Source organism: Streptomyces sp. NPDC054849, assembly GCF_053610945.1.
The window spans coordinates 154,543-174,761 of sequence record NZ_JBSGZI010000001.1 but is presented as its reverse complement, the minus strand read 5'-3'; the positions used below and the strand labels follow the sequence as shown (position 1 = coordinate 174,761).

20 protein-coding genes and 2 pseudogenes are annotated in these 20,219 nt (G+C 69.3%); 14 read left to right on the top strand and 8 right to left on the bottom strand.

Translation table 11 applies throughout. The annotated features are described in order from the left end of the window. The first annotated feature begins 16 nt into the window (after nucleotides 1-16). The 4 genes from ACWGIF_RS00825 to ACWGIF_RS00810 all read left to right on the top strand — a co-directional run bounded on the left by ACWGIF_RS00825 (nucleotide 17) and on the right by ACWGIF_RS00810 (nucleotide 2,833). Nucleotides 17-880, top strand: coding sequence for a MerR family transcriptional regulator (locus tag ACWGIF_RS00825; protein WP_453488912.1), 864 nt, complete (start codon nucleotides 17-19; stop codon nucleotides 878-880). Nucleotides 881-987: 107 nt separating this feature from the next. After that, nucleotides 988-1,617 (top strand): DUF6230 family protein, encoded by a 630-nt coding sequence (locus tag ACWGIF_RS00820; RefSeq protein ID WP_453488909.1) that lies wholly within the window; start codon nucleotides 988-990, stop codon nucleotides 1,615-1,617. Next, on the top strand, nucleotides 1,608-2,186 hold the full coding sequence (locus tag ACWGIF_RS00815) for a DUF6114 domain-containing protein (protein ID WP_453488906.1): 579 nt from the start codon (nucleotides 1,608-1,610) through the stop codon (nucleotides 2,184-2,186). The genes ACWGIF_RS00820 and ACWGIF_RS00815 overlap by 10 nt, the downstream gene beginning before the upstream one ends. Continuing rightward, nucleotides 2,183-2,833 carry a hypothetical protein gene (locus ACWGIF_RS00810; RefSeq protein ID WP_453488903.1) on the top strand — a complete coding sequence of 217 codons (651 nt, stop codon included), beginning with the start codon at nucleotides 2,183-2,185 and terminating at the stop codon, nucleotides 2,831-2,833. The genes ACWGIF_RS00815 and ACWGIF_RS00810 overlap by 4 nt, the downstream gene beginning before the upstream one ends. Here the strand turns inward: ACWGIF_RS00810 and ACWGIF_RS00805 are convergent. Then, entirely contained in the window at nucleotides 2,809-3,717 is a 909-nt protein-coding gene (locus ACWGIF_RS00805; protein ID WP_453488900.1) for a helix-turn-helix transcriptional regulator, read from the bottom strand. The two genes, ACWGIF_RS00810 and ACWGIF_RS00805, sit on opposite strands and share 25 nt — an antisense overlap. Nucleotides 3,718-3,857: 140 nt before the next feature. Here ACWGIF_RS00805 and ACWGIF_RS00800 point away from each other — a divergent pair, with 140 nt between their 5' ends. Next, on the top strand, nucleotides 3,858-4,592 hold the full coding sequence (locus tag ACWGIF_RS00800) for an SDR family oxidoreductase (RefSeq protein WP_453488897.1): 735 nt from the start codon (nucleotides 3,858-3,860) through the stop codon (nucleotides 4,590-4,592). 270 nt (nucleotides 4,593-4,862) lie between these two features. Here ACWGIF_RS00800 and ACWGIF_RS00795 read toward each other — a convergent pair whose 3' ends face one another. Further along, the gene (locus tag ACWGIF_RS00795) at nucleotides 4,863-5,681 is read right to left on the bottom strand and encodes a hypothetical protein (protein WP_453488894.1); all 819 of its coding nucleotides are present in this window, start codon (nucleotides 5,679-5,681) and stop codon (nucleotides 4,863-4,865) included. 387 nt (nucleotides 5,682-6,068) lie between these two features. Here ACWGIF_RS00795 and ACWGIF_RS00790 point away from each other — a divergent pair, with 387 nt between their 5' ends. After that, nucleotides 6,069-7,364 carry an eCIS core domain-containing protein gene (locus tag ACWGIF_RS00790; protein ID WP_453488891.1) on the top strand — a complete coding sequence of 432 codons (1,296 nt, stop codon included), beginning with the start codon at nucleotides 6,069-6,071 and terminating at the stop codon, nucleotides 7,362-7,364. Nucleotides 7,365-7,430: 66 nt separating this feature from the next. Further along, nucleotides 7,431-8,000, top strand: coding sequence for a hypothetical protein (locus ACWGIF_RS00785; protein WP_453488888.1), 570 nt, complete (start codon nucleotides 7,431-7,433; stop codon nucleotides 7,998-8,000). Between the two features lie 76 nt (nucleotides 8,001-8,076). Here the strand turns inward: ACWGIF_RS00785 and ACWGIF_RS00780 are convergent, their stop codons facing one another. Then, entirely contained in the window at nucleotides 8,077-8,580 is a 504-nt protein-coding gene (locus tag ACWGIF_RS00780; RefSeq protein WP_453488885.1) for a hypothetical protein, read from the bottom strand. 227 nt (nucleotides 8,581-8,807) lie between these two features. After that, nucleotides 8,808-9,521 carry a hypothetical protein gene (locus ACWGIF_RS00775; RefSeq protein WP_453488883.1) on the bottom strand — a complete coding sequence of 238 codons (714 nt, stop codon included), beginning with the start codon at nucleotides 9,519-9,521 and terminating at the stop codon, nucleotides 8,808-8,810. 229 nt (nucleotides 9,522-9,750) lie between these two features. Here ACWGIF_RS00775 and ACWGIF_RS00770 point away from each other — a divergent pair, with 229 nt between their 5' ends. Then, entirely contained in the window at nucleotides 9,751-10,209 is a 459-nt protein-coding gene (locus ACWGIF_RS00770; protein WP_453488880.1) for a hypothetical protein, read from the top strand. 351 nt (nucleotides 10,210-10,560) lie between these two features. Here the strand turns inward: ACWGIF_RS00770 and ACWGIF_RS00765 are convergent, their stop codons facing one another. The 3 genes from ACWGIF_RS00765 to ACWGIF_RS00755 form a co-directional block, all read right to left on the bottom strand. Then, entirely contained in the window at nucleotides 10,561-11,427 is an 867-nt protein-coding gene (locus ACWGIF_RS00765) for an NmrA family NAD(P)-binding protein (RefSeq protein WP_453488877.1), read from the bottom strand. Nucleotides 11,428-11,686: 259 nt separating this feature from the next. Next, on the bottom strand, nucleotides 11,687-11,908 hold the full coding sequence (locus ACWGIF_RS00760) for a DUF3117 domain-containing protein (RefSeq protein WP_453489141.1): 222 nt from the start codon (nucleotides 11,906-11,908) through the stop codon (nucleotides 11,687-11,689). 782 nt (nucleotides 11,909-12,690) lie between these two features. Further along, nucleotides 12,691-13,662: an AraC-like ligand-binding domain-containing protein gene (locus ACWGIF_RS00755; RefSeq protein WP_453488874.1), complete on the bottom strand. Its 972-nt coding sequence runs from the start codon at nucleotides 13,660-13,662 to the stop codon at nucleotides 12,691-12,693. Between the two features lie 858 nt (nucleotides 13,663-14,520). Between ACWGIF_RS00755 and ACWGIF_RS00750 the strand changes: the two genes are divergently transcribed. The 6 genes and pseudogenes from ACWGIF_RS00750 (at nucleotide 14,521) to ACWGIF_RS00725 (ending at nucleotide 19,374) form a co-directional block, all read left to right on the top strand. Continuing rightward, nucleotides 14,521-15,303 carry a VOC family protein gene (locus tag ACWGIF_RS00750; RefSeq protein WP_453488872.1) on the top strand — a complete coding sequence of 261 codons (783 nt, stop codon included), beginning with the start codon at nucleotides 14,521-14,523 and terminating at the stop codon, nucleotides 15,301-15,303. A 110-nt stretch (nucleotides 15,304-15,413) separates the two neighbouring features. Beyond that, a pseudogene (locus ACWGIF_RS00745) lies at nucleotides 15,414-16,622 on the top strand (glycosyltransferase); the annotation flags it as partial. A 21-nt stretch (nucleotides 16,623-16,643) separates the two neighbouring features. Next, nucleotides 16,644-17,381: an SAM-dependent methyltransferase gene (locus ACWGIF_RS00740; protein WP_453489138.1), complete on the top strand. Its 738-nt coding sequence runs from the start codon at nucleotides 16,644-16,646 to the stop codon at nucleotides 17,379-17,381. Between the two features lie 195 nt (nucleotides 17,382-17,576). Further along, entirely contained in the window at nucleotides 17,577-18,200 is a 624-nt protein-coding gene (locus ACWGIF_RS00735) for a TetR/AcrR family transcriptional regulator (RefSeq protein ID WP_453488869.1), read from the top strand. Nucleotides 18,201-18,235: 35 nt separating this feature from the next. After that, a pseudogene (locus ACWGIF_RS00730) lies at nucleotides 18,236-18,439 on the top strand (DNA alkylation response protein); the annotation flags it as partial. 281 nt (nucleotides 18,440-18,720) lie between these two features. Then, entirely contained in the window at nucleotides 18,721-19,374 is a 654-nt protein-coding gene (locus tag ACWGIF_RS00725; protein WP_453488866.1) for a hypothetical protein, read from the top strand. A 260-nt stretch (nucleotides 19,375-19,634) separates the two neighbouring features. On the opposite strand, the gene ACWGIF_RS00720 is transcribed toward ACWGIF_RS00725, so the two are convergent. Then, nucleotides 19,635-20,111: a hypothetical protein gene (locus tag ACWGIF_RS00720; RefSeq protein WP_453488863.1), complete on the bottom strand. Its 477-nt coding sequence runs from the start codon at nucleotides 20,109-20,111 to the stop codon at nucleotides 19,635-19,637. Between the last annotated feature and the right edge of the window lie 108 nt (nucleotides 20,112-20,219).

Here is a 20,219-nt window from a genome sequence, read left to right as displayed (position 1 = left end):
TCCTACACTCTGGCGCGTGAGCAGCCAGGTGGGGGACGACATGAGCGGTGACGGACGCTACCGCCAGGACGACGTGAGCGGTGACGGACACTACCGCCAGGACGACGTGAGCGGTGACGGACACTACCGCCAGGACGACGTGAGCGGTGGCGGACGCTACCGCCGGGAGGACGTGGCCCGGGCGGCCGGCGTCAAGGTGCGCAACCTGCGCTACTACCAGGAGCGCGGGCTGCTGCCGCCGCCGCGCCGGGAGGGCCGGATCGCCTGGTACTCCGACGACCACCTGACGCGGCTGCGCCTGATCAGCGATCTACTGGGCCGCGGCTACACGGTCAACGGCATCGCCGAGCTGCTGCACGCGTGGGAGGAGGGCGGCGGCCTGTCCCGACTGCTGGGCCTGGAGCGGGAGATGACCCGCGACTGGGTGCAGGAGGATCCGGTGACGATGACCCGGGCGGAGCTGCGGAAGCTGTTCGGTCCGGGGGCGACCGCCGAGGACACCCGGCGGGCGGCGGAGCTGGGGTACGTGACGATCGACGGGGACCGGGTCACCTACCCGAGCCGCCTGCTGCTGGACGCGACGCTGGCGCTGGTGCGCCAGGGCGTGCCGCTCGCGGAGATTCTGGACGCCGGGGAGTTCGTCCAGGTTCAGGCCGCCGCGCTCGCGGACCGGTTCGTCGGGCTGTTCCGGCAGCATGTGATCGGTAAGGAGGGTGCGGCCGGGCTGGAACACCTTTCGGCCACGCAGCTCCAGCACATCACCGCGGCGGTGACGGCCCTGCGGCCGGTGGCCGGTGAGGTGGTGGCCACGGAGTTCGCGCGGGCGATGGCCCGGCGAGTGGACGCGGAGGTCGCCGAACTGCTCCGTACGGAGCAGTAGGAGTCGGCTCAAAAGGTGCGCTCGCACAACCTTGCCAACCGTCATTGGCACTCTTACATTCAACTCGTCGGTAACAACGGTGCACAGCCGAAATAAGGGACGATCTCATGACGGACTCCCCCCATTTATCCGACGATCACAACGACTCGGGCCGCGTCCGCTGGCGGCGGTTCGCCGTCCTGACCCTCCCCGCCGTCGCCGTGACCGCCGGCCTCGGCATCGCCCTCGCCCAGGGTGTGCTGGCCGCCTCGTTCGCCGTGTCGGGTCAGCAGTTCAAGGTGTCGGCCAGCAGTCTGGAGGGCGAGGGCTTCGTCCAGTACGGCAGCGTCGACGTCAACGCCCGTGAGGAGCTCATCCCGGTGGCGGTCACCGCCATCCGGGAGGCCAAGCTCCACAACCTCTGCCAGTCCGTGGTCACCTCGCTCCCGGTGGTCGGCGACATCTCGCTCCACCTCACCGCCGGCCGCAAGTCCCCGGTGGAGGCGAGCAATCTGTTCGTCGACGCGACCCAGCTCTCCGGGGACGCCGTCTTCAGCAACATCGAGATCGGGCGCGACGCCTCCACCCTCGACAAGGGGCCGGCCGACGCGCAGGGCATGCAGGACCTCTTCGCCCAGCAGGCGGACACAGTCAGGATCTCCGATCTCCAGCAGACGGCGTGGGCGACCAACGCCGGCACCTTCAAGCTCTCCGGGCTCAGCATGAACGTCAGCAAGGGCAAGAAGGAATGCTTCTGAGCCGCCGTCCGCGGTGGGGGCGGTGGCGTGGGTTGCGGGAGAGGCTTGGGTTACGGCAGCAGCTTGGGTTTCGCCAGAGGCTTGGGTTTCGGCAGTGGCGTCGGTGGCGTCGCAGCAGGCCCTTCTGGGGCGGGCTCTTCGCGATCCTGGCCGGGGCGTGGATCTGCGTCCTGCCGCTGGCACCGCTGAAGATCATGCTCCAGCAGGGGGTGGCGGGGATCCCGTCCTTCCTGATGGGCATCGTGATGATCGTGCTCGGTCTCACCGCCTGGTTCTCTCCCCCGCAGCGCAGTCTCGCAGGCGTCCTCACCACTCTGATCGCCACTGCCGCCCTGGTCTTGTCGAATCTGGGCGGGTTCCTGATCGGCACCCTGCTCGGCATTCTCGGCGGCGGCCTGATGTTCGCCTGGCAGCCGCACGCCACCCGGCGCCCCCCACAAGCCGAGCACACCCCGCGCACCCAGCCCCCTCCACGCACCCGGCACACCGAGGACGCGGAGTCCCCCGCGCCCGCGCCCGTGCCGCCTTCCCCCACCCCGCACCCCGATCCCCAAGGAGCACAGCCATGAGCCGTACGCGCACCGCGCTCACCCTCGGGACGGCCGCCGCCGGAGCCCTCGCACTCGCCTCGGTCACCGCCTCCGCCGCGCCCTTACCCGTGGCCGGACCGACCACCGTCACCCCGGCCGGGCACGATTTCCAGGCCACCCTCAGCGGGAAGGCCACCTTCAAGGCCGGTTCGGTGACCGTGACGTGCACGGTCTCCGTCGCCACCGGCACGGTGCCGGCCGCCCCCGGCAACAGCAACCCCGCCGGGCCCGTGTCGTCGCCGATCTCCCCGCCGACGTACAGCTCCTGCACCTCCAGCATGCCGGGAGTGACCCCCACCGTCACCACCAGTGGCGCCTGGGCGGTGTCGATGCAGGACGGCTCCCCCGTCACCGCCACCCTGACCGTGCCCGTCGGAGGACTCGTGCTCAAGACGACCGGGCTCGCCTCCTGTACGGTCACCGCCGCCCCCACGGCAGCGGCGAGCGTCGGCGGCACCTGGGCCAACGGCGCGCCGTCGAGCCTGACTTTCACCAACGCCTCCGTACCGGTCAAGGTCACCGGCGGCTTCGGCTGTCCGACGAGCGCGACCACGTCCGTCTTCAACGCGGTCTACAAGGTCGCCGACACCACCGACCCGGCTCAGCAGATCACCGTCGGCCCCTGACCCCGGTCCGCCTCCCGCTCGCGACGCGGCCCGCCCGTCCGGCTCTGGTGAACTCCGGTGCCGGGCGGGCCGGCTGCGCTCAGACTGCCGAGCAGGGAGAGCGCGTGGGAGCTCGGGCTCCCCGGTTCCGCGTGGTAGATCACGACCTGCTGGCCGGGGGCGCCCCGCACGTCGAAGGACTGGTAGGTGAGTGACAGGGTCCCCACCGCCGGGTGCACAAGTGCCTTGGCGTCGAGGGTCTTTCCGTAGACCGTGTGCGAGGACCAGAGAGCGGCGAATTCCTCGCTTGTTCCGGTGAGGAGGTTCACGAGTTCACGCAGGCGCGGGTAGTGCGGTACGAGGCCGGTGGCCTGACGCAGGGCGGCGACGACCGCCTCGGCCGCTCGATGCCACTGTGCGTAGAAGTCTCGGCCCGCGGGATCGAGGAAGGTCATGCGGGCGAGGTTGTCCGCCTCCTCGAACGGCGAGAAGAGCGCGTCGGCCAGACCGTTGGCCGCCAGCACGTCGAGTGCCGGGTTGAGGACGAAGGCCGGAGTGTCCGTGTATCCGTCCAGCAGTTGGCGCAGCATCGGGCTGACGTACTCCCTCGGCCGGGCCCGGCGGCCGTCCGGGAGGGTGCCCGCCAGCCGGAACAGGTGGTCACGTGCCTCGTCGTCCATGCACAGGGCGGCGCTGATCGCGTCGAGGATCTGAGGGGACGGGCTCTGCTCGCGGCCCTGTTCCAGGCGCGCGTAGTAGTCGGTGTTCATGCCGGCCAGGACGGCGACCTCCTCCCGCCGCAGCCCGGCCACCCGGCGACGGCCGTAGGAGGCCAGCCCCACGTCGTCGGGCCGCAGCCGTGCACGGTGCGCGCGAAGGAAGTCCCCGAGGGCGTTGCCTGTCATGACGCCAGGCTAGACCGGTCCCCCGCCGCGTACCCGGGTGCGCCGTACCCAGGTACAGCCTGTCCTGGTCCCTCCTTGCACCGCCGCCCAGACTGCGGAGGACGAGGCGGCCGCATGCCGTCACAAGGAGGAATCGACACATGAAGCACACCGCCAGGGCCGTGGCCGTCACCGGCGCGAGCAGCGGCATCGGAGAGGCCACGGCACGCCGTCTGGCGGCGGACGGGCACCGGGTTCTGCTCGGCGCGCGCCGCACCGGCCGGCTGGAGAAACTGGTCGAGGAGATCACCGGGGAGGGCGGCACCGCCGCCTTCCGGACGCTGGACGTCACGGACGCGGCGGACATGCACGCGTTCGTCGATGCGGCGATCCGCGAGTACGGGCGGATCGACGCCCTCGTGAACAACGCGGGCGTGATGCCCCTGTCCCCACTGGAATCGCTCAAAACCGCTGAGTGGGACCGCATGATCGACGTGAACGTGCGGGGAGTCCTGCACGGCATCGCCGCCGCCCTGCCCGTGATGCGTACACAGGGCGGCGGGCACTTCGTGAACATCGCCTCCGTCGGCGCCTACGAGGTCTCGCCCACCGCCGCCGTCTACTGCGCCACCAAGTTCGCCGTCCGTGCGATCTCCGAAGGGCTGCGCCAGGAGTCCGCCGGAGACGTCCGGGTGACCCTCGTCTCCCCGGGTGTCACCGACTCCGAACTCGCCGACGGCATCTCCGACCCGGAGGCCATGAAGGCGATGAAGGCCTACCGCGCCGTCGCCCTGCCCGCCGCGGCCATCGCGGAGGCGATCGCCTATGCCATCGCCCAGCCTCCGCACGTCGACGTGAACGAAATCGTCGTCCGCCCGGCCGCGAGCGCGCAGTGACCGGCCCCGGGAGGAAGGGCGCCGACGGGCCGCCCACGGCCGCCGCGTACGACAGCCTGGTCCGAAGGCTGCGGCACCTGGAGGACAAGGAGGCTCTGCACACCCGACGGCTGGCTCCTGGTCCGCCAACGGCTCGGCGTCTGGTGGACCGACGGCGAGGACACCCTCAAGGCCTTCGACGCCGATCTCCCCACATCCCCGCAGTGACCCCGGACGAAGAACGGATGGTACGGGCAGCAGCGAATGGCCGGGCCACTGCGGGTCCCTGAGTCAGAACGGCGGGTCCTCGCTGTATCCACCTGTCCGGTCGCCTCCCCACCCAGCGCGCTCGGCCATGAGACGGGCGTAACGTGCACGAGCAGCGCGGTCGGCTGCGTTCTCCAGCTCGCTGGTGTCGTGCCCCCATGCCCTGAGCGCATCCAGGACGCGGTCTCGGTTGTGGCGATCAGAGCGATCACTGCTGGTCATCAGCAGACGGCGGGCGTGATGGACCAGCTCGCCCCGGTGCTCGGCGAGAAGGGGATGCTCTGCGAGGGGAATGGCGGCCGCGAGAGCCGCGTCGCGTGCGTTCGCGCTCTCGTGGTCGAGAAGAGGCTGGACAGCGGAGAAGATCGCCGGCCGCAGGTCCCGGAACGCGCGCATCTCCGTGTAGTCGTGGAGGAACCGCTCCCCGTAGTGGAGTACGCCCAGGGCGACGCACTCGTCGTCCGCGTCGCGGGCGGTGTCCCTGAGCCAGTCCAGCAGTCTCACGAGGGTCGGGCGATGTGATGGCGTGGCGGAGTCGGGGCCGGGGTCGAAGTCCCCCGCTGTGACATGGGGCAGGTGGAGGATCGCCGCGGCGTAGAGAGCTACGGGCGCGGTCGCCTCGTAGAGCGTGTTCTGGTGGGTCACGGCTCCGAGCGCGTGCTTCGCGGCGTCCGCCCTGACGGGCGGGTCGGGGTCGAGCAGGCGCGACAATGCCGACGGCAGGGACTCGCCCGTCCCACACGCCGTGGCAAGCGATGCCCAATCCGTCCCGTCCAAGAGCTGTCGGTGGTGCGGTAGTCCGCCGGGGCCAGGCTTTCCCGTCTGCCTGCGGTTCTTGGTCACAGGCAGAGGTTATGGCCTCGCCGATGTGGCATCTGCGTCGCTTCGCGCAAGCCCGCCTACCTCGGCCACCGGCGACCACCCGCGCGAGTCGTACGCCCGCGGGGCAGACCGAACACCCGGCCAGTACCTCAACCTCAAGCCGGGCAGCCCACCGACATGGTGGTCGACATGTTCGGTCTCCACGAGTACTGATCCGGCCGGCGGGCCAAGCCCTCACGACCGGTCGCCGGAGGCGGTGCGCAGGCTCCGCTCCCACGCTTACCGCCCGATCGGCGATGCCGGCCACGGCAGTTCTGCTCGTCTGGACATGTGCGGCTGCCCTTTTGCGCCTGGCTCGGCAGGCCGCCCTTCGCGAAGACTTGATGCCTCTGCGACCGAGGAGCACAGGTGAGCGAACACGACCACGCCAGATCGACCGACGCCGCGAAGACGCAGCCCCCCGCCCGTAAACCCACCGTCGGAACGCCGCTCCAGGGACTTCTTGCCCTACAGGCCGGCGCCGGCAATGCAGCCGTTGTCCAGATGCTCCGCCAGGCAGGCCACCCCTGGGCCCAGAAGCAGCACCAGCACGACGCCGGCTGCGGTCATCAGAACACGGCGCAGCCTCCGGTGCAGCGCTCCACCGTCCACGACGTCTTGCGCACCAGCGGCCGACCCTTGGACGAGGCGACCCGAAGCGACATGGAGGCGCGGCTTGGCGCGGATTTCGCTGATGTCCGCATCCATGACGATGCCGCCGCCAAAGCCTCCGCCGCCGAAATCGGAGCCCGCGCCTACACCTCCGGCAGTCATGTCGTCATCGGGGAGGGTGGCGACGACCGTCATACGCTCGCCCATGAACTGACCCATGTCATTCAGCAACGCCACGGACCGGTATCCGGAACGGACACGGGAGACGGGCTGAAAGTCTCCGACCCGTCGGACCGATTCGAGCTCGAAGCGGAAGCGAACGCGACACGGGCGTTGGCCGGTCCATCGACTGCTCAGCAAACGGAATCGATGAGTGATACGGAGGGCAAGGCGTCCAAGTCACCGGGATCCGAAGGGGCACAGGTGCAGAGGATGCCCGAAATGAAGGACGACACAGATGAGGGGGAGCACACACACATAGATCCGGTCTACCCGGGACTTCAGCTGATCGAGGAGGTGGATCTGCAAAAACTTCACGCCGACGAATTTGTCGAAATCTTCCGCATTTTGGGAACCGACCGTCGGCTTGTCTACGACAATGAGGAGTTTGTGTATGTGGACTACGATGCGGAGCTGGCCACCTATACACGATTCGTGAAAGGCGAGCATTCTCTGCAGGCGAACTTGAGGGGGAGCTACACCCCGCTCAGTGACACCACCTACCACTACTCCATGGGGTGGGGAATAAATAACTCAGGGCAGAAACTCGAGACGCTTTCCGGCTTCCACGACAATGAGATGCCTTATAACACCGTCATCGAAGTCAGCGTCGAGTCGCTTCTCAGCACATTCACTTTGCGACCGGATGCCGCCAGCGATGATGACCCGAGAACTCTGAGGCTGATGGCCGGCATGGAGAAAGGGGTGGCGATTCCCGCCGTGAAGATCCAGTACCCCGCCGGAGGTGCGCCGATGCTCCTGGACGGAAATCATCGGATTTTCGCGGCCCACAGAGCGGGACTGAGTCATGTTCCGTGCGCGTTCTCCGCGTGACGCACTGGGCTGGTGGGGCATGGCCGCCGCCAGTAGCGTGTCGCGGGGGAACGCTCAGGGGGACGCATGACCAACAGGGAAGTCGCCAGGCCGGATAGCGCCGCGGTGGCACGTCAGCGGCGCATCCGCCGTGCTGTGGTGTGGGGTGCGGTGGTAAGGCCGCTGAGCGTCCTGGTCCTCGGGTTCGTGTTCGTCATTCAGGGCTGGGAGCTCGGCTTCTCGGCGTGGATCACCGTGCCGCTGCCCGCCGTGGTCGCCGTGCTCGCGGTGTGGGCAGGTGCCCGGGACGGTCGGTCGGACGTCATGCTGGAAGAAACGGTGGCCGACAGCCTCGCACCGGGCGAAGTCATTCTGAGCTTCTGTCCGGTGCACCCTTCGCCCATCGACCCCGCGCTGCCCGATGTCTGGGACCAATGCGAGCTGAGAGTGACCAATCGCCGGCTTCTCCTGTGGCAGGACACGACACTTGTGTGGAGCAGGGCCTGGAGTGAGCTGCACCTGACCGCCGACGGGGACGACCAGGTGACCGTTCACGGCCAGGAAGGGCCGATCGTCGCGCTCCTGCTGCAGAAACCGACGATGCCGGAGGAACTTGTACTCGCCGCCGCCCGCTTGGGAGCCCGCGCACCCCGCTGACACGTATGCGGTCCACGCCATGACAAAGCCCTCTCTGCCAGGGCGGAATCCGTTTCGAGCAGTCATCCTCACCGGTTCAGCAGACCGGTGGGGATCCGTCGAGGACCGCGTTCACGGACACGGAGTACTCCTTCTGCGCGGAGTACGAGACCATGAGCAGCGTCGGCTTCCCGTTCACTTCCTTGCGGAAGCACATGTCCTTGAGCAGGAAGCCGGGAGTGATCTTCGGGCGGGACCCGGTGGCCTTCCAGCCCGCGGCCGGAGCTGCGGCCCAGTAGTGGTCGACCACTTCGTCGGGATCGCCCTCCCAGGTGTAGTGCGTTCCGGCGGTCAACCAGACCTCAGTGCCGCTGTCGTCCAGGCACTCCGCTCCGCTCGCGCCCGGTACGGGGGCCGCCCCGGCCGGCGCCGGCGGAACGGCGACGGCCGCCACCTGCGCCAGGCGATCCACGCCCGCGGGCTCGTCACACTGCCCCTCGGCGCCGATCCATAGCGTGGCGCCCCCGTACAACACACCGGCGACCAGGGCGAATACCACGGCGCACGCCGCACCGACGAGCACCTTCTTCGGGCCGCGCATTCCGGACTCCGTAGCGTTCACGGAGCAACGACCTCACTCATTTCGCCAGCCAATCTCACTAGGGGGTGGTAGGGGGAGGAGCAGGAGTAGGGGGCAGTAGTACCGCGCAACGTAGTACAGGTTGACGAACTACGTCCCACGGAGGGTCCAGAGCCACATTGCAGCGCGCCGGACGGCGTTGTGTACGACATGCCGCCCCGTACGGCCACCTCGGGGTTCGCAGCCCGTCAGGTCCGGGCCCCGGAGAGGAAAGCGCGCAGCTTCTCGTGCTGGAACTGCGGGATCCTGGCCGGGACTTCCCCGTAATAGGTGGCGAGCACGCCACCGGTGCGCACGACCGTGACGGGCACGGTGTCGTTCATTGCGATGTCCGGCACAGTCCAGTCAAAGGCGACGGTGTCGTCCCCGGCCGTAGGCGCCTGCCGCTTCCCGACGCGGATCCGTGCCTCTTGGTCGCCGTAGACCAGGGTGTACGCGACGAACGTGCCGCACAGCGGCACGGCCTTCTTGAGCGAGTCCATCACCGCCGACGCCTCCTGGACGGTGTAACTGGACAGCACGAGGACGTCGAACTTCGCCACGTCGCGCTTCCCCGATGTGTCGTCCAGCGGCGACACGTCAGCCCGGACCTCCGCTGTCGGCCGGTGCAGCACGGGGTCCAGCCGGAAGTCGACCAGAGCCTGGCACGCCTGCGGACTCCCCGGGTGGAGCACGCTACCCCCGCCCGTGCCCGCGTGGGGCGCCACGGTCGGCGACACGCGGGGCGTGGCGACGTAGCCGGGCAGTGCCCTCCCGGACGGCAGTACGGACTCCAGTTCGGCCTCCGTGAGCGGCTCCGTGCGGGGCAGCGGGTGCCGCCCCTCGGACTCGCAGGACGTCAGGGCCGCTCCACAGACCGCCAGTGTGACGGCTGCTGCCACGGCGCGCAGAAGACTCGACATCCGGTACTCCCCCATCCCTGGAAAGCCAGGCGAGCGACCCTACCTGTGGCTCCGGTACCTGCCGCGTCGAGGTGGCCCATAGCGGCGGCAGTCCCTACGCCGGCCGACGCAACCCGTACGACGAGCAGGCGAGGGCCACGGCGGTATCCCCTCTCATCGGCCCTCCTCCCCCACACAACCAAGCGGCCGAGTTCCGCGTCCTTCTCGCAGAGCCGTCTCCGGCCAACTGGTGCGGGAGCAACGCCAACCCTGGGGGGTCGTCATCGGCACCATCACCACTGACGGACCCGACCAGACCGCGCGGCCCCGCCGGTCGGCCGGAATCGGCAGGGTACTGCTGGGCGGTGTGGCTGGTGTCCTGCTGACCGCCGTGTTCCTGACGGTTCTCTGGTGGCCGCGGGCCGACGTGACGTATCGCAGCAGCGCTCCCTCGGCAGTCGCCTACGACGACCAGTCACCACACTTCCTGGGGCTGGTCCACCAACACACCCTGTCCGGACGGCACTCCTACCGGATGGTGATCGGCAGGGATTCCAGCTTGTCCTACGGACACTGGATGGACATCGACACCGTGCTGGGAGCGAAGGGAATCGAATCCACCACGTGGACGGAGTCCGGAGTACGTGTCCGCTTCCCGACCGGCCACGAGGTCTTCGTCCCGGCCCGCGCCTTCCTGTACGGCAGGTGACGCAAGGGGCCGGGCTATCGGCGGGCCACGGCCGCTGGGGTAGCGGGTCCTCAGCGGGCCGCCGGGCCCTGCGCGGCGGACCAGCAGCCAGCCGGCCGCCGTGAGCACGAACGCGCACCGGGTCGGGGCGTCGGCGGACGTGACGGTGATCGCGGCCGGGCGATACGGCTGACACCGGCGTCTTTGGTGAACTCTGCCCGGTTCCGGCGGCGGTTGTCGGAGCCGCCGCCGTGAACGCGTAGACGTCATGGCCAGGGCGATGCGTATCGAGCGTCGCCCGGGCTGCGCACCAACGCCACGGCGCAGGGCCCCGGCGCGGGCTCGTGGCGTCCTGTCGGCGCTGAGGCGGTGCTATTCGCCGACCAGCAACGGGGCCGCCCAGCGGCTGAACTCCTCGAAGTCGCGCGGCTCACCGCCCGTCAGTTCCCGCACCGAGCTGGTGGTGGACGCGTTCACACCGCCGCGCAGTGCCTCGAAGACGGCCACCACCTGCTCCGCGAGCCACTGCGGCAGGCCGGCCTGGGCCATCCCCGCGACCGCCGCGGCGTCCGGGACGTCCACGTACTCGATCGGGCGGCCCAGGGCGCTCGACAGCAGCCGCGCGACCTCGGCGTAGGTGATCGCCTCCGGGCCGGTGAGGACGTGAGTCCGGCCGTCATGCCGGGACGTGACCAGCACCGCGGCAGCGGCGGTGGCGACGTCATGCGGATCGACCATTGCGATGTGCGCGTCACCGGCCGGGAGGAAGAAGCGGCCGGCCTGCCGGATGGTCGTGGCAGAACCGAGGATGTTCGACATCATGTGGCTTGAGCGCAGCACCACCGCCGGGATGCCCGAGCCGCGCAGGTGTTCCTCAATGCGGCCGTGCTGGTCGAAGAAGACCGTCGAGGAACCGGCCCCTGCCCCGATCGTGGACAGCATGACCACCTGCCGGATGCCCTCGGCCGCTGCCGCGTCGATCGCGTTCGTCCCGTACTCCACCTGCCTGGGGTCGTTGGCGCAGAGAAGGAACATCCGCTCGACACCGTCGAGTGCCCGCCGGACAGACGCCGGCTCTGCGAAGTCGCCGTGCGCCATCTCGGTGTCGCCGCCGAGAACGGCGGCCGCACGATCCAGGTCACGGACGAAGGCGCGGACCGAAATGCCACGCTCACGCAGCTCCGTGACGACCTTCGAACCGACGTTCCCTGTCGCGCCCGTCACCAGTACGCTCGCCATATCGCTCACTCCCCGAGGTCGACCCGCGTCAGCCCAAAGTATCCGAATAGCGACACTAGGTTGCGGAACGGGCCGCCCGGCCCTCGAGCTGTTGTGATCTTGCTGGTCGGGTCCTGTCCTGGAACGGTATGAGGCCCCACCGCCACCGGGCTGTCCCTCAGCGCCCTCGGCCTCGGCGGCAGCTGGACCGCAAGAAGGTACGGCGCCACCGCCCAGCCGTTCGGGCCGGGGGGGCAGGGCTTCGCTCCGGACCGCTTCGTTACGGTTGCTCGGGTTGCTCGGCTTCCGCTGGATTGTTGAGTGCGTCGGCGAGGGCGTCAGCCTCTTCCGGGGTCAGTTCGACTACGAGCCGACCGCCGCCTTCGAGTGGTACGCGCATGACGATGCTCTGCCCCTCCTTGGTGGCCTCGAGCGGACCGTCGCCCGTCCGCGGCCTGATCCTGGCGTCAGGCAGTGCACCGTCGTTGAGCAGGGCCCGCATCCCGTTGGCCTCGGTCTTGACCGTCCACGTTCCCGGAGCGGGTGTCGCGCTGGCGGCAGGCGTGGGAACGGCCGTGGCCCCTAGAAGGAACGATGAGGCGACGAGCGAGACGACGGCATTGCGTCGGATGCGCCGAGCCATGACAGGTGTCCTCCCTCTCGATGGTGTGCGCCGCGGAAACACGGGGGCAGGTCGCCACGCCGGCGCTCCGGGAGTGGTCAGCCACAGCGCGACAACGGATGTCCGGCTGTGGCGCCGCTGCGGCGCCACAACTGATCGGAAAGGCGCCGCTCCATCCATCCTCCCCCTCCCCGAATCGGGTGTCGACCGGACGGCCATGCGAGCCGGCCTGGCGGACAGGCCCAGCAGCCCGCCACCGAGGGACCCCCAGCGCTGCGCGCTTGGGGGGACGGCCATCCGCTGCGCCGCCGGGTGACGGAGCGTCAAGCCGACGCTTCGCGCCGGGCGACCGGGGCCCGCAGCGCGGGCTTCGACCTCTGAGGCTTCCGCTTCCGCTTCCGCTTCCGCGCCGGACCCTGGGTTGAGCCGCGTCGCGTCGCAACCAGGCCGTTTCAGGGCCGGTTGGAGGCGCACGTCGGTCTCGACGTCCGGAACCGGCTCGCGTGCCAGGGCCCGTACGGCGCCGGGATCGTCGGCGACGACCAGGTGCACCTCAACCCCAAAGCGCAGGATTCGGTCCGCTTCGCTCCCCGGCCCTGAGCCCGCTTCGCGGGCGGAGACGAGGCCCCTCGTTCAGGTCCCAGCAGTACTGCTTGGAGGGGTCAGGGCTGCGCTTGCTTGGTTGTGTCTGTCGTGCGGTGCTGTCGTGCGTGGGCGCGGTGTTCGGTGGGGGTGATTCCGTAGGTGTCGCGGAAGCTGCGGCTGAAGGTGGCGGGGTTGGTGAAGCCCCAGCGGGCTGCGATCGCCTGGACGGTTCGGTGGTCCATCTCGGGGCGGGCGAGGTCGTTGTGGCAGCGTTCCAGGCGTCGGCATCGGATGACTCCCGCGATGCTGGCGGGCTCGCCGTCGAAGAGTGTGTAGAGCGTGCGCAGAGAGATGTTGTGCCGTTCGGCGATCGTGCGGGGTGAGAGGTCGGGGTCGCCGAGGTTGTGTTCGATGAAATGCAGGATCCGCTGCAGCACCAGCTGCGATCGTGCCTCGACCGGCGCCTCGTCCAGGGATTGGAGGTGTTGTGCAAGGCACGCCGTGACCAGATCGACCGTGGCGGACCCCATGGAAAGCAGTGCCTCGGTTCCGCAGTGCGCTGCTTGGGCGCAGAGGGTGCGCAGGAACCCCGCGAGAATCGCGGTCGCTCCCTTTTGGGCAGGCAGGCGATGCACCAGGAGTGGTTCAAGCATGCGGGGGGACAGCGGCAGGGTGGACCGCGGTATCTGCAGCGTCAGGGCGTGAATCGGGTCGCCGGCGGAGAGGCACTCGGTCAGCATGGGGCTGGAAGTGTCGGTCAAGACGAAGTCACCCGCCACCAGCGTTTCCCGGCCCTCCTGGGAAACCCTGAAGCTGCCCTGGGTCACGAGTACGAGTTGGTAGCCCTCGGGATCGCCCTGTCGGATGTGTCTTGCGGATCGCCACGCCCGCATCGGGGAGAACTCGAACGCCGACAACGCCACGGGGCCAAGTGGCACGTCCTGGATGTCTGCGTGGAAGTCGTCCCTTCGGTCACTGCTCAGCGACAGGGGCATGACCTCGTTGGAGACGGTTTCGAGAAACCATTCGAACCTGTCTGTTGGCGGCACGACCGCAGCCGATGCCCTCGCTCCACCCACAAAACCCCCACCACATATGCGTCATGCCAGAGCACACAGATGGCCGGATCATCTCATGATCCAATCTGGGCTTCGAGACTCGGGAGGAACTCTCGCGCGTCACCGATGGCGGCTCCCGCCCGGTGGGTCGAGGGCGCCAATGACTGCAGTGCGCCGAAGGGTTTCCGGGAACACCGGAGTAATGGCGGGACCCGGTGCGGTCGGCACGCCGGTGGAGGAGCCGTCCGCGGTACCGCTCACGGCGCCGACGGGCTCTGCCGGTCGGGGGAGGCACCGAAGACGAACCGACGGCCGTATCCATGGGTGGTCGTGGTCAGGCAGTCTGCACAGAATGCGAAGACCCTCCGCACGACAGGCATAGTGCGCCCGCCGCCACAGATGTCTAATCAAGCGTCGAAGCAACGTGACGGCACCGTGGGGAAGAGCAGGCAGGTCCCCTGCTCTGCGTGATCGATACCGCTGGTTTCGTCTCTGACCGGCCACATGGAGCACGAGAGGAAACGGCGCTGCCTCAGATCCAGCGGGTACTGACACCGAGCAGGGGGGCCACTTCAGCGGCCGGCCCCTTCGCGAGCGCATCGACCGCAACGCAACGCTGCTGCCTGGCTGGCGGACGGCGCCGACGGACCGACGTGCGCAGGCGCCGCCCGGCCGCCCGGCCGCCCGGCTAAGCCCGCGTGACACCCCCGCGCTCGTATGGCTTTGAATCCGGCCCGACCGTCACCTTCTCGAAGGTGATGCCGCCACAAGAAGGGCGGAACCCACCGACCGGACCGCCGGCACCACCGACCCGCCCATCGCACCGCGTACCTTCCGAGGAGCCTCCCCGTGATCGTCTCTGCCTCCACCCTCTCCCTGACCGTCGCCGATGTGGACGCCTCCCGTGACTTCCTTTGCACCTACCTCGGCTACGAAGTGGCCATGGCCCAAGACGGCTTCGCCTCCCTGACCCGCGAGGGTGGCGCCGTCGGCATCGTCCTGCTCCGCAAGGGCACCGAAGTCCTCCCCCCTGAGCAACGGGACCAGGAGGCGGGTGGCCTCATCCTCGCGCTCACCGTCACCGATCTCGATGCGGAGGAGACCCGTCTGCGCGCGGCGGGCGCCCCCATCACCATGCCGCTACGCGAAGAGCCCTGGGGCGAGCGCCTGTTCCAGATGACCGACCCCAACGGAGTCGTCGTCCAGCTCGTCGAATGGGTCGCCCCCGACCACCCCGCGGACCGGGACCAGGACCCCGCCGCACACGTGGTCACGCCCTCGGCCGAGAACGTCATCGTCTCCCCGAACGCCACCATGACCGGCCTGGCGTCCCCCAGTCGCGGCAGCGTGGAACTCAGCACCTGGACGGTCACGATGGAGGCCGGTGCGACCGGCCCCGAACACTCCATCAGTCGCGAACAGGTCTGGACGGTCACCGCGGGCGTCCTGGAGGTGACGTGCGACGGTCGTACCCAGGAGGTCTCGGCCGGCCAGACCCTGATCCTGCCGGCGGACCGGACCCGCCGGATCCACGCGCGCGAGCAGGCCGAGGCCCACGTCTCGATGCGCTCCGACGGGGTCGCCTCCGTACCCGGCACCGAGGGCAGCCGTGAACTGCCCTGGGCCCGGTAGTCGCCGCAACTCCGGACACCAGGTGGCCCCCAGGTGGCCTTCTGCAAGGCTCCGGTCTTGCCCCGCAATCACCGGCCTCGGCCGGCATCCATGGAAATGAGAGTCGCTCAATGCGTGTGTTGTTGATGGCGTACGGGTCGCGTGGAGACGTCGAGCCGATGGTGGGACTCGCAGTGAGTCTGCGAGCGCTCGGCGCGGAGGTGCGCGTGTGCGCGCCGCCGGACTTCGCGGACCTGCTCCAGACCGTAGGCCTCCCGCTGGCGCCGATCGGCCTGCCGTTGCGGCCAGTCGTGAAGGCCGTGGTCACCGGAACGGCGCCGACAGCGGCGGAGGGCCTGGCCCAGCGCACGGCCGCATTGCTCGCCTCCGCGTACGACGCGGTCGCCGCGGCCGCCGAGGGCTGTGACGCCGTGGTGGCGACCGGCCTGATCCCGGCCATGGCCGCCACACGGTCGGTCGCCGAGCAGCTCGGCATCCCTTACACATCCGTGGCCTATTACCCGGCCTTCCTGCCTTCGCCGCACCACCCGCCGCTCGCGTGGCCGGGCCGCCCGGTCCCATCCGAGGTCACCGACAACCGGGTGTTGTGGGAGCTGAACAGGGAGAACCTGAATGTGTTGTTCGGCGAGGCGATCAACACGCACCGTGCATCGATCGGTCTGCCTCCGGTGCACGACGTCCGCGACCACGTCCTCACCGACCGGCCGCTGCTGGCAGCCGACCCGGTCTTGAGTCCGTGGCTGGAGCCTGCCGACCTCGAAGTGGTGCAGACCGGCGCGTGGATCCGGCCGGACGAACGCCCGCTCCCGGCCGAGCTGGAGGCGTTCCTGGACGCGGGTGCACCACCGGTGTACGTGGGCTTCGGCAGCATTCCCGTGCGGGACGCGCAGGGCGTCACCCGGGCGGCCATCGAGGCCGTCCGCGCTCAGGGCCGCCGTGTACTCCTTTCCCGCGGCTGGGCCGACCTGGAGCCGGCCGACGACAAGGACGACTGCTTCGCCGTCGGCGAGGTCAACCAGCAGGAGCTCTTCCGCCGGGTGGCCGCCGTCGTGCACCACGGCGGGGCGGGCACCACGACGACGGCAGCTCGGGCCGGCGCACCCCAGGTCGTCCTACCCCAGATGGCGGACCAGCCCTATTGGGCCCGCCGGGTGGCCGAACTGGGTATCGGCGTGGCACACGACGGCCCGTCGCTGACCGCCGAGTCCCTGTCGGCCGCGCTCAAGACGGCCCTGACCCCCGAGACCCGCGCACGAGCAGCCACCCTGGCACCCACCATCCGCACCGACGGTTCGACGGTGGCCGCGAAGCTGCTCCTCGGCGCAGGCGTGCCCGTGCCGGTGAGCCGCGAACAGATCTCCATGATCGCCCATGCCGACCACCCGATAAAGTCTCCACTCGACGACGACTCGGTCAGCCGCCTGCTGGAATACAGCCTCCCGCGAGGCGATGAGCGAGTGCTCGACCTCGGATGCGGCACAGCGGAATGGCTTCTGCGTGCCCTGACAACGCGCCCGCACCTGCACGCCGAGGGCGTCGACGTCTCCGAAGCCGCCCTGACGCAGGCCCGCCGGGCAGCGCGCGAACTCCTGGTCGACGAGCGCCTGATCCTCCACCGACAGGAGGCCGCCGACTTCGTCTCCCCACAGCCGTTCGACCTGGTGATCAGCGTCGGTGCCACCCATGCCTTCGGCGGTCTTCTGCCCACCCTCGCGGCGGCCCGCAGGCTCCTGGCTCCCGGAGGCCGCGTTCTGATCGGTGAATCGTTCTGGGACCGCGACCCGTCACCCGCGGCCATCGAGGCATTCGGCGACCTCGCCGACCTGGCGACCACAGTGGACCACGTCGTCGCCGACGGATGGACCCCCGTCCACGGCCATGTCAGCACCCGCAGTGAGCTGGACGCCTACGAGTGGGCCTGCTGGGGCTCCCTGGCCGCATGGGCGCTGGACCACCGCGACGAACCGGCCGGCGCACAGGTACTGGAGACGGCTACCGCCCAGCGTTCGCAGTGGCTGCGCGGCTACCGGGACAGCTTCGGCTTCCTCTGCCTGGTCCTGCGGCCGACGTCGGACTGATCACCGCCGGGCCGTCGGCAAACCGTGCGCCGACGGCCCTCCGCCGCCAGGCTGCAGGGCCGGGTGCGGGGACGGCCGAGGGGACCAGGGTCGCGCATCTTGACCAGCACCGCGATGGCGGTTGCATGCGTTCAACACGTACGACATGGGCCATGAGGCCTGGCATGAAGCTCTGAACAGTGGTTCACTTCTTGCATGGCTTACCGCAAGACACCTGCTGTGCACGACCGCCTGGCCACGGCCAGGGAACGCTTGGTGGAACAGGCCACCTGCGTGGTGGCCGATGTGGGCTGGGCCGGTGCCTCGATCACCGCGGTCGCCGCCGCAGCCGGGATGTCGGCCGGGTCGGTGTACCAGCACTTCCCCTCCAAGGCGGCACTGGCCGTCGAGGTCTTCCGTCGCGCCTCGGCGCGGGAGGTGGACGTACTCGGTGAGGTGCTGCGACAGGGTGACGGCAATCCGGTGGAGCGGCTGGCCCTGGGCGTGGGCGTCTTCGCGCGGCGCGCCCTCGAGGCGCGCGGCCTGGCCTATGCCCTGGTGGCAGCCCCGGCCGAGCCGGCGGTCGGCGCGGAGCGGTTGGAGTTCCGGCGCCGTTACCGCGAGCTGTTCGCCGCTGTGATCCGCGAAGGCGTCGAGGCCGGGCTGCTGCCCGGCCAGGACCCGCAGATCACTGCCGCAGCCCTGACCGGCGCGATCGGCGAGGTGCTGGTCGACCCGCTGTCCGTGCCCGCCGAAGACGCGGCCGACCATCTGGTCGCCGAACTGACCGCCATGTCCCTGCGCTGCGCGGGCGCCCGCCCCGCCCCGGCGACCCTTTGACCTGTGGAGTGCACCAGCTGGTGCCCACCGCGGACATCGAACTGCGCGCCCGCCACCTGGTCGAGCGCATGGCCCTGGTGCTCCAGGGCTCTTTGCTGGTCCGGTACGCACCCACCGCGGTGGCCGACGCCTTCTGCGCTTCCCGGCTCGCCGGTGACCGCGGCCTGGCATTCGGCACGCTCCCCACCGGCCTGGACCTCGCCGGCATCATCCACCGCATCCCCGGCGCGGCCACCTGAGCGACGGACCCAGGCTGATCACGTGGGTGATTGCAGGGCAGTCCGTCACGCTGTCCCTCGTCGAGGACGGCACGACGGTGCGGAGGATAGCGGTCGGTCTAAATGCCCGGAGGACGGCGCGCTGCTCCTGTACGTCGGCAACGCGCGGGTGGTGCGCAAAGACCCGCGCCCCCCTGCCACGGACCGGCATCGATGAACAAGGCCACTCGAGCATCCAGGGCTACCGCTGGAGTGGACGGCATGCAGGCTCCCATGTCATAGGCCGCGCGTAGCCTGTCGCCATGCAGACAACTCTGATGATCTACGACGGCACCGCACCGGCCGCTTCCGATGTCCCGCGTACCGGGGGTGTGCCGCTGGCCCCTGCAGGATTCACCTGGCCCATGTGCGGCTCCTACTGTGGAGGGCCGCTGCAGTTCTTCGCCCATCTCCCCGTCGAGTACGGCGTCCTGTCGGTCTTCGTGTGCCAGAAGGACCCCGGCGCGTGTGAGTTCTGGGACGCGGCTTCCGGAGCGAACCGGGTCTACCTGTTCCCCCGGGAGGAACTGCAGCCGATAGGCGTGCCCGAGACGGGAGTGACGCTCCTGCCCGCCACCTCAGCCATCCGTACCCACGTCGTGACGCTCGACCCCGAAGAGAACGACGACCCGGATGAACTCGCGCCTGACGCATACGACCTTGCCCGCTCGGGATGGAAGCGGGAACCTGAAGAGCGATTCGGGAAGCAACGCGAAGTGCTCGGGTCACTCGGCGGCAGTCCCTCCTACCTTGAGGACGACCGACTGCCCGTGTGCCCCTCCTGCACCATCACGATGGAATTCGCGGCGCATCTGGAGGAAGGGATCTCCGCGCAGACCGCGATGAACCTCGGCGGTCAGCTGGGCTACGTCTTCGTCTGCCGCGCTTGCCGCGAAGGCGCCTTCCTCACAGACTGAGCACACCACACCGCAGCCGACGCTCCGTCAGGCGCGCACAAGATCAACGGAGCTGCATGAGGTCGATCCCGTAGCACTGACTCGCCGGTGTGCAGCAGGTGCGCGGTCTGCCTCACGCGATCCCCCCGGCCGGTCAGAGGATCGACAGCATGTAGGTCAGCTGGTGGCTGCGTTGCGCAGTGCGAGGGTGATCTGGGCGGGAGCCCGCGAGTTTGATCACCCGGACCGGTCAACTCGACCCACCACGGTAGCGTTCCCCGTCACCACGGCGTGGTCTTCGGCTTGCGGTGCCACCACCAGTGCGCGGAATCGGCATCCTTGCGCCTGCGCCGCAGCCAGGGGTCCAGTTCCCCGGTGACGTCCTGGATCGTGCACGCCTCGAAACGAGCGTCCAGTGAATCCAGCACGGTCGACAGTTCCCGCCGTGGCCCATCGGGCATGCCGGCGAGCGCGAGCTCCAGGACACCCCGGTGCTCGAGATCGTACTCATACTCGCTGAAGAGGTACTGGTCGACCGGAGGCCGCATGCCCTCCAGGAACCCGATGAGGCGTTCCCATGCTTGGAACTGATTCCTCAGCGAGTGCGCCGGGGTGACGATACGGCTTCGGATTTCTGCTCCCAGGCGCAGCCTCTCGGCTTCGAGCTGCGCTTGATCAAATCTCGCGACTCCCTCACGGGTCTCCTGGGACAGGCGACTCCAGTAGTTCTCTGATTCCGTGGCTGCCCTACTCGCCATCGATTTGCTCCATGAAGTAGTCGTGTCCCCGGCTCGGCTGCATGCCCCGTCGCGGGTGATCACGGTGTGTGTCTGGTCGTCCCACCCCCCCAGCGGGAGGTCCCCGTA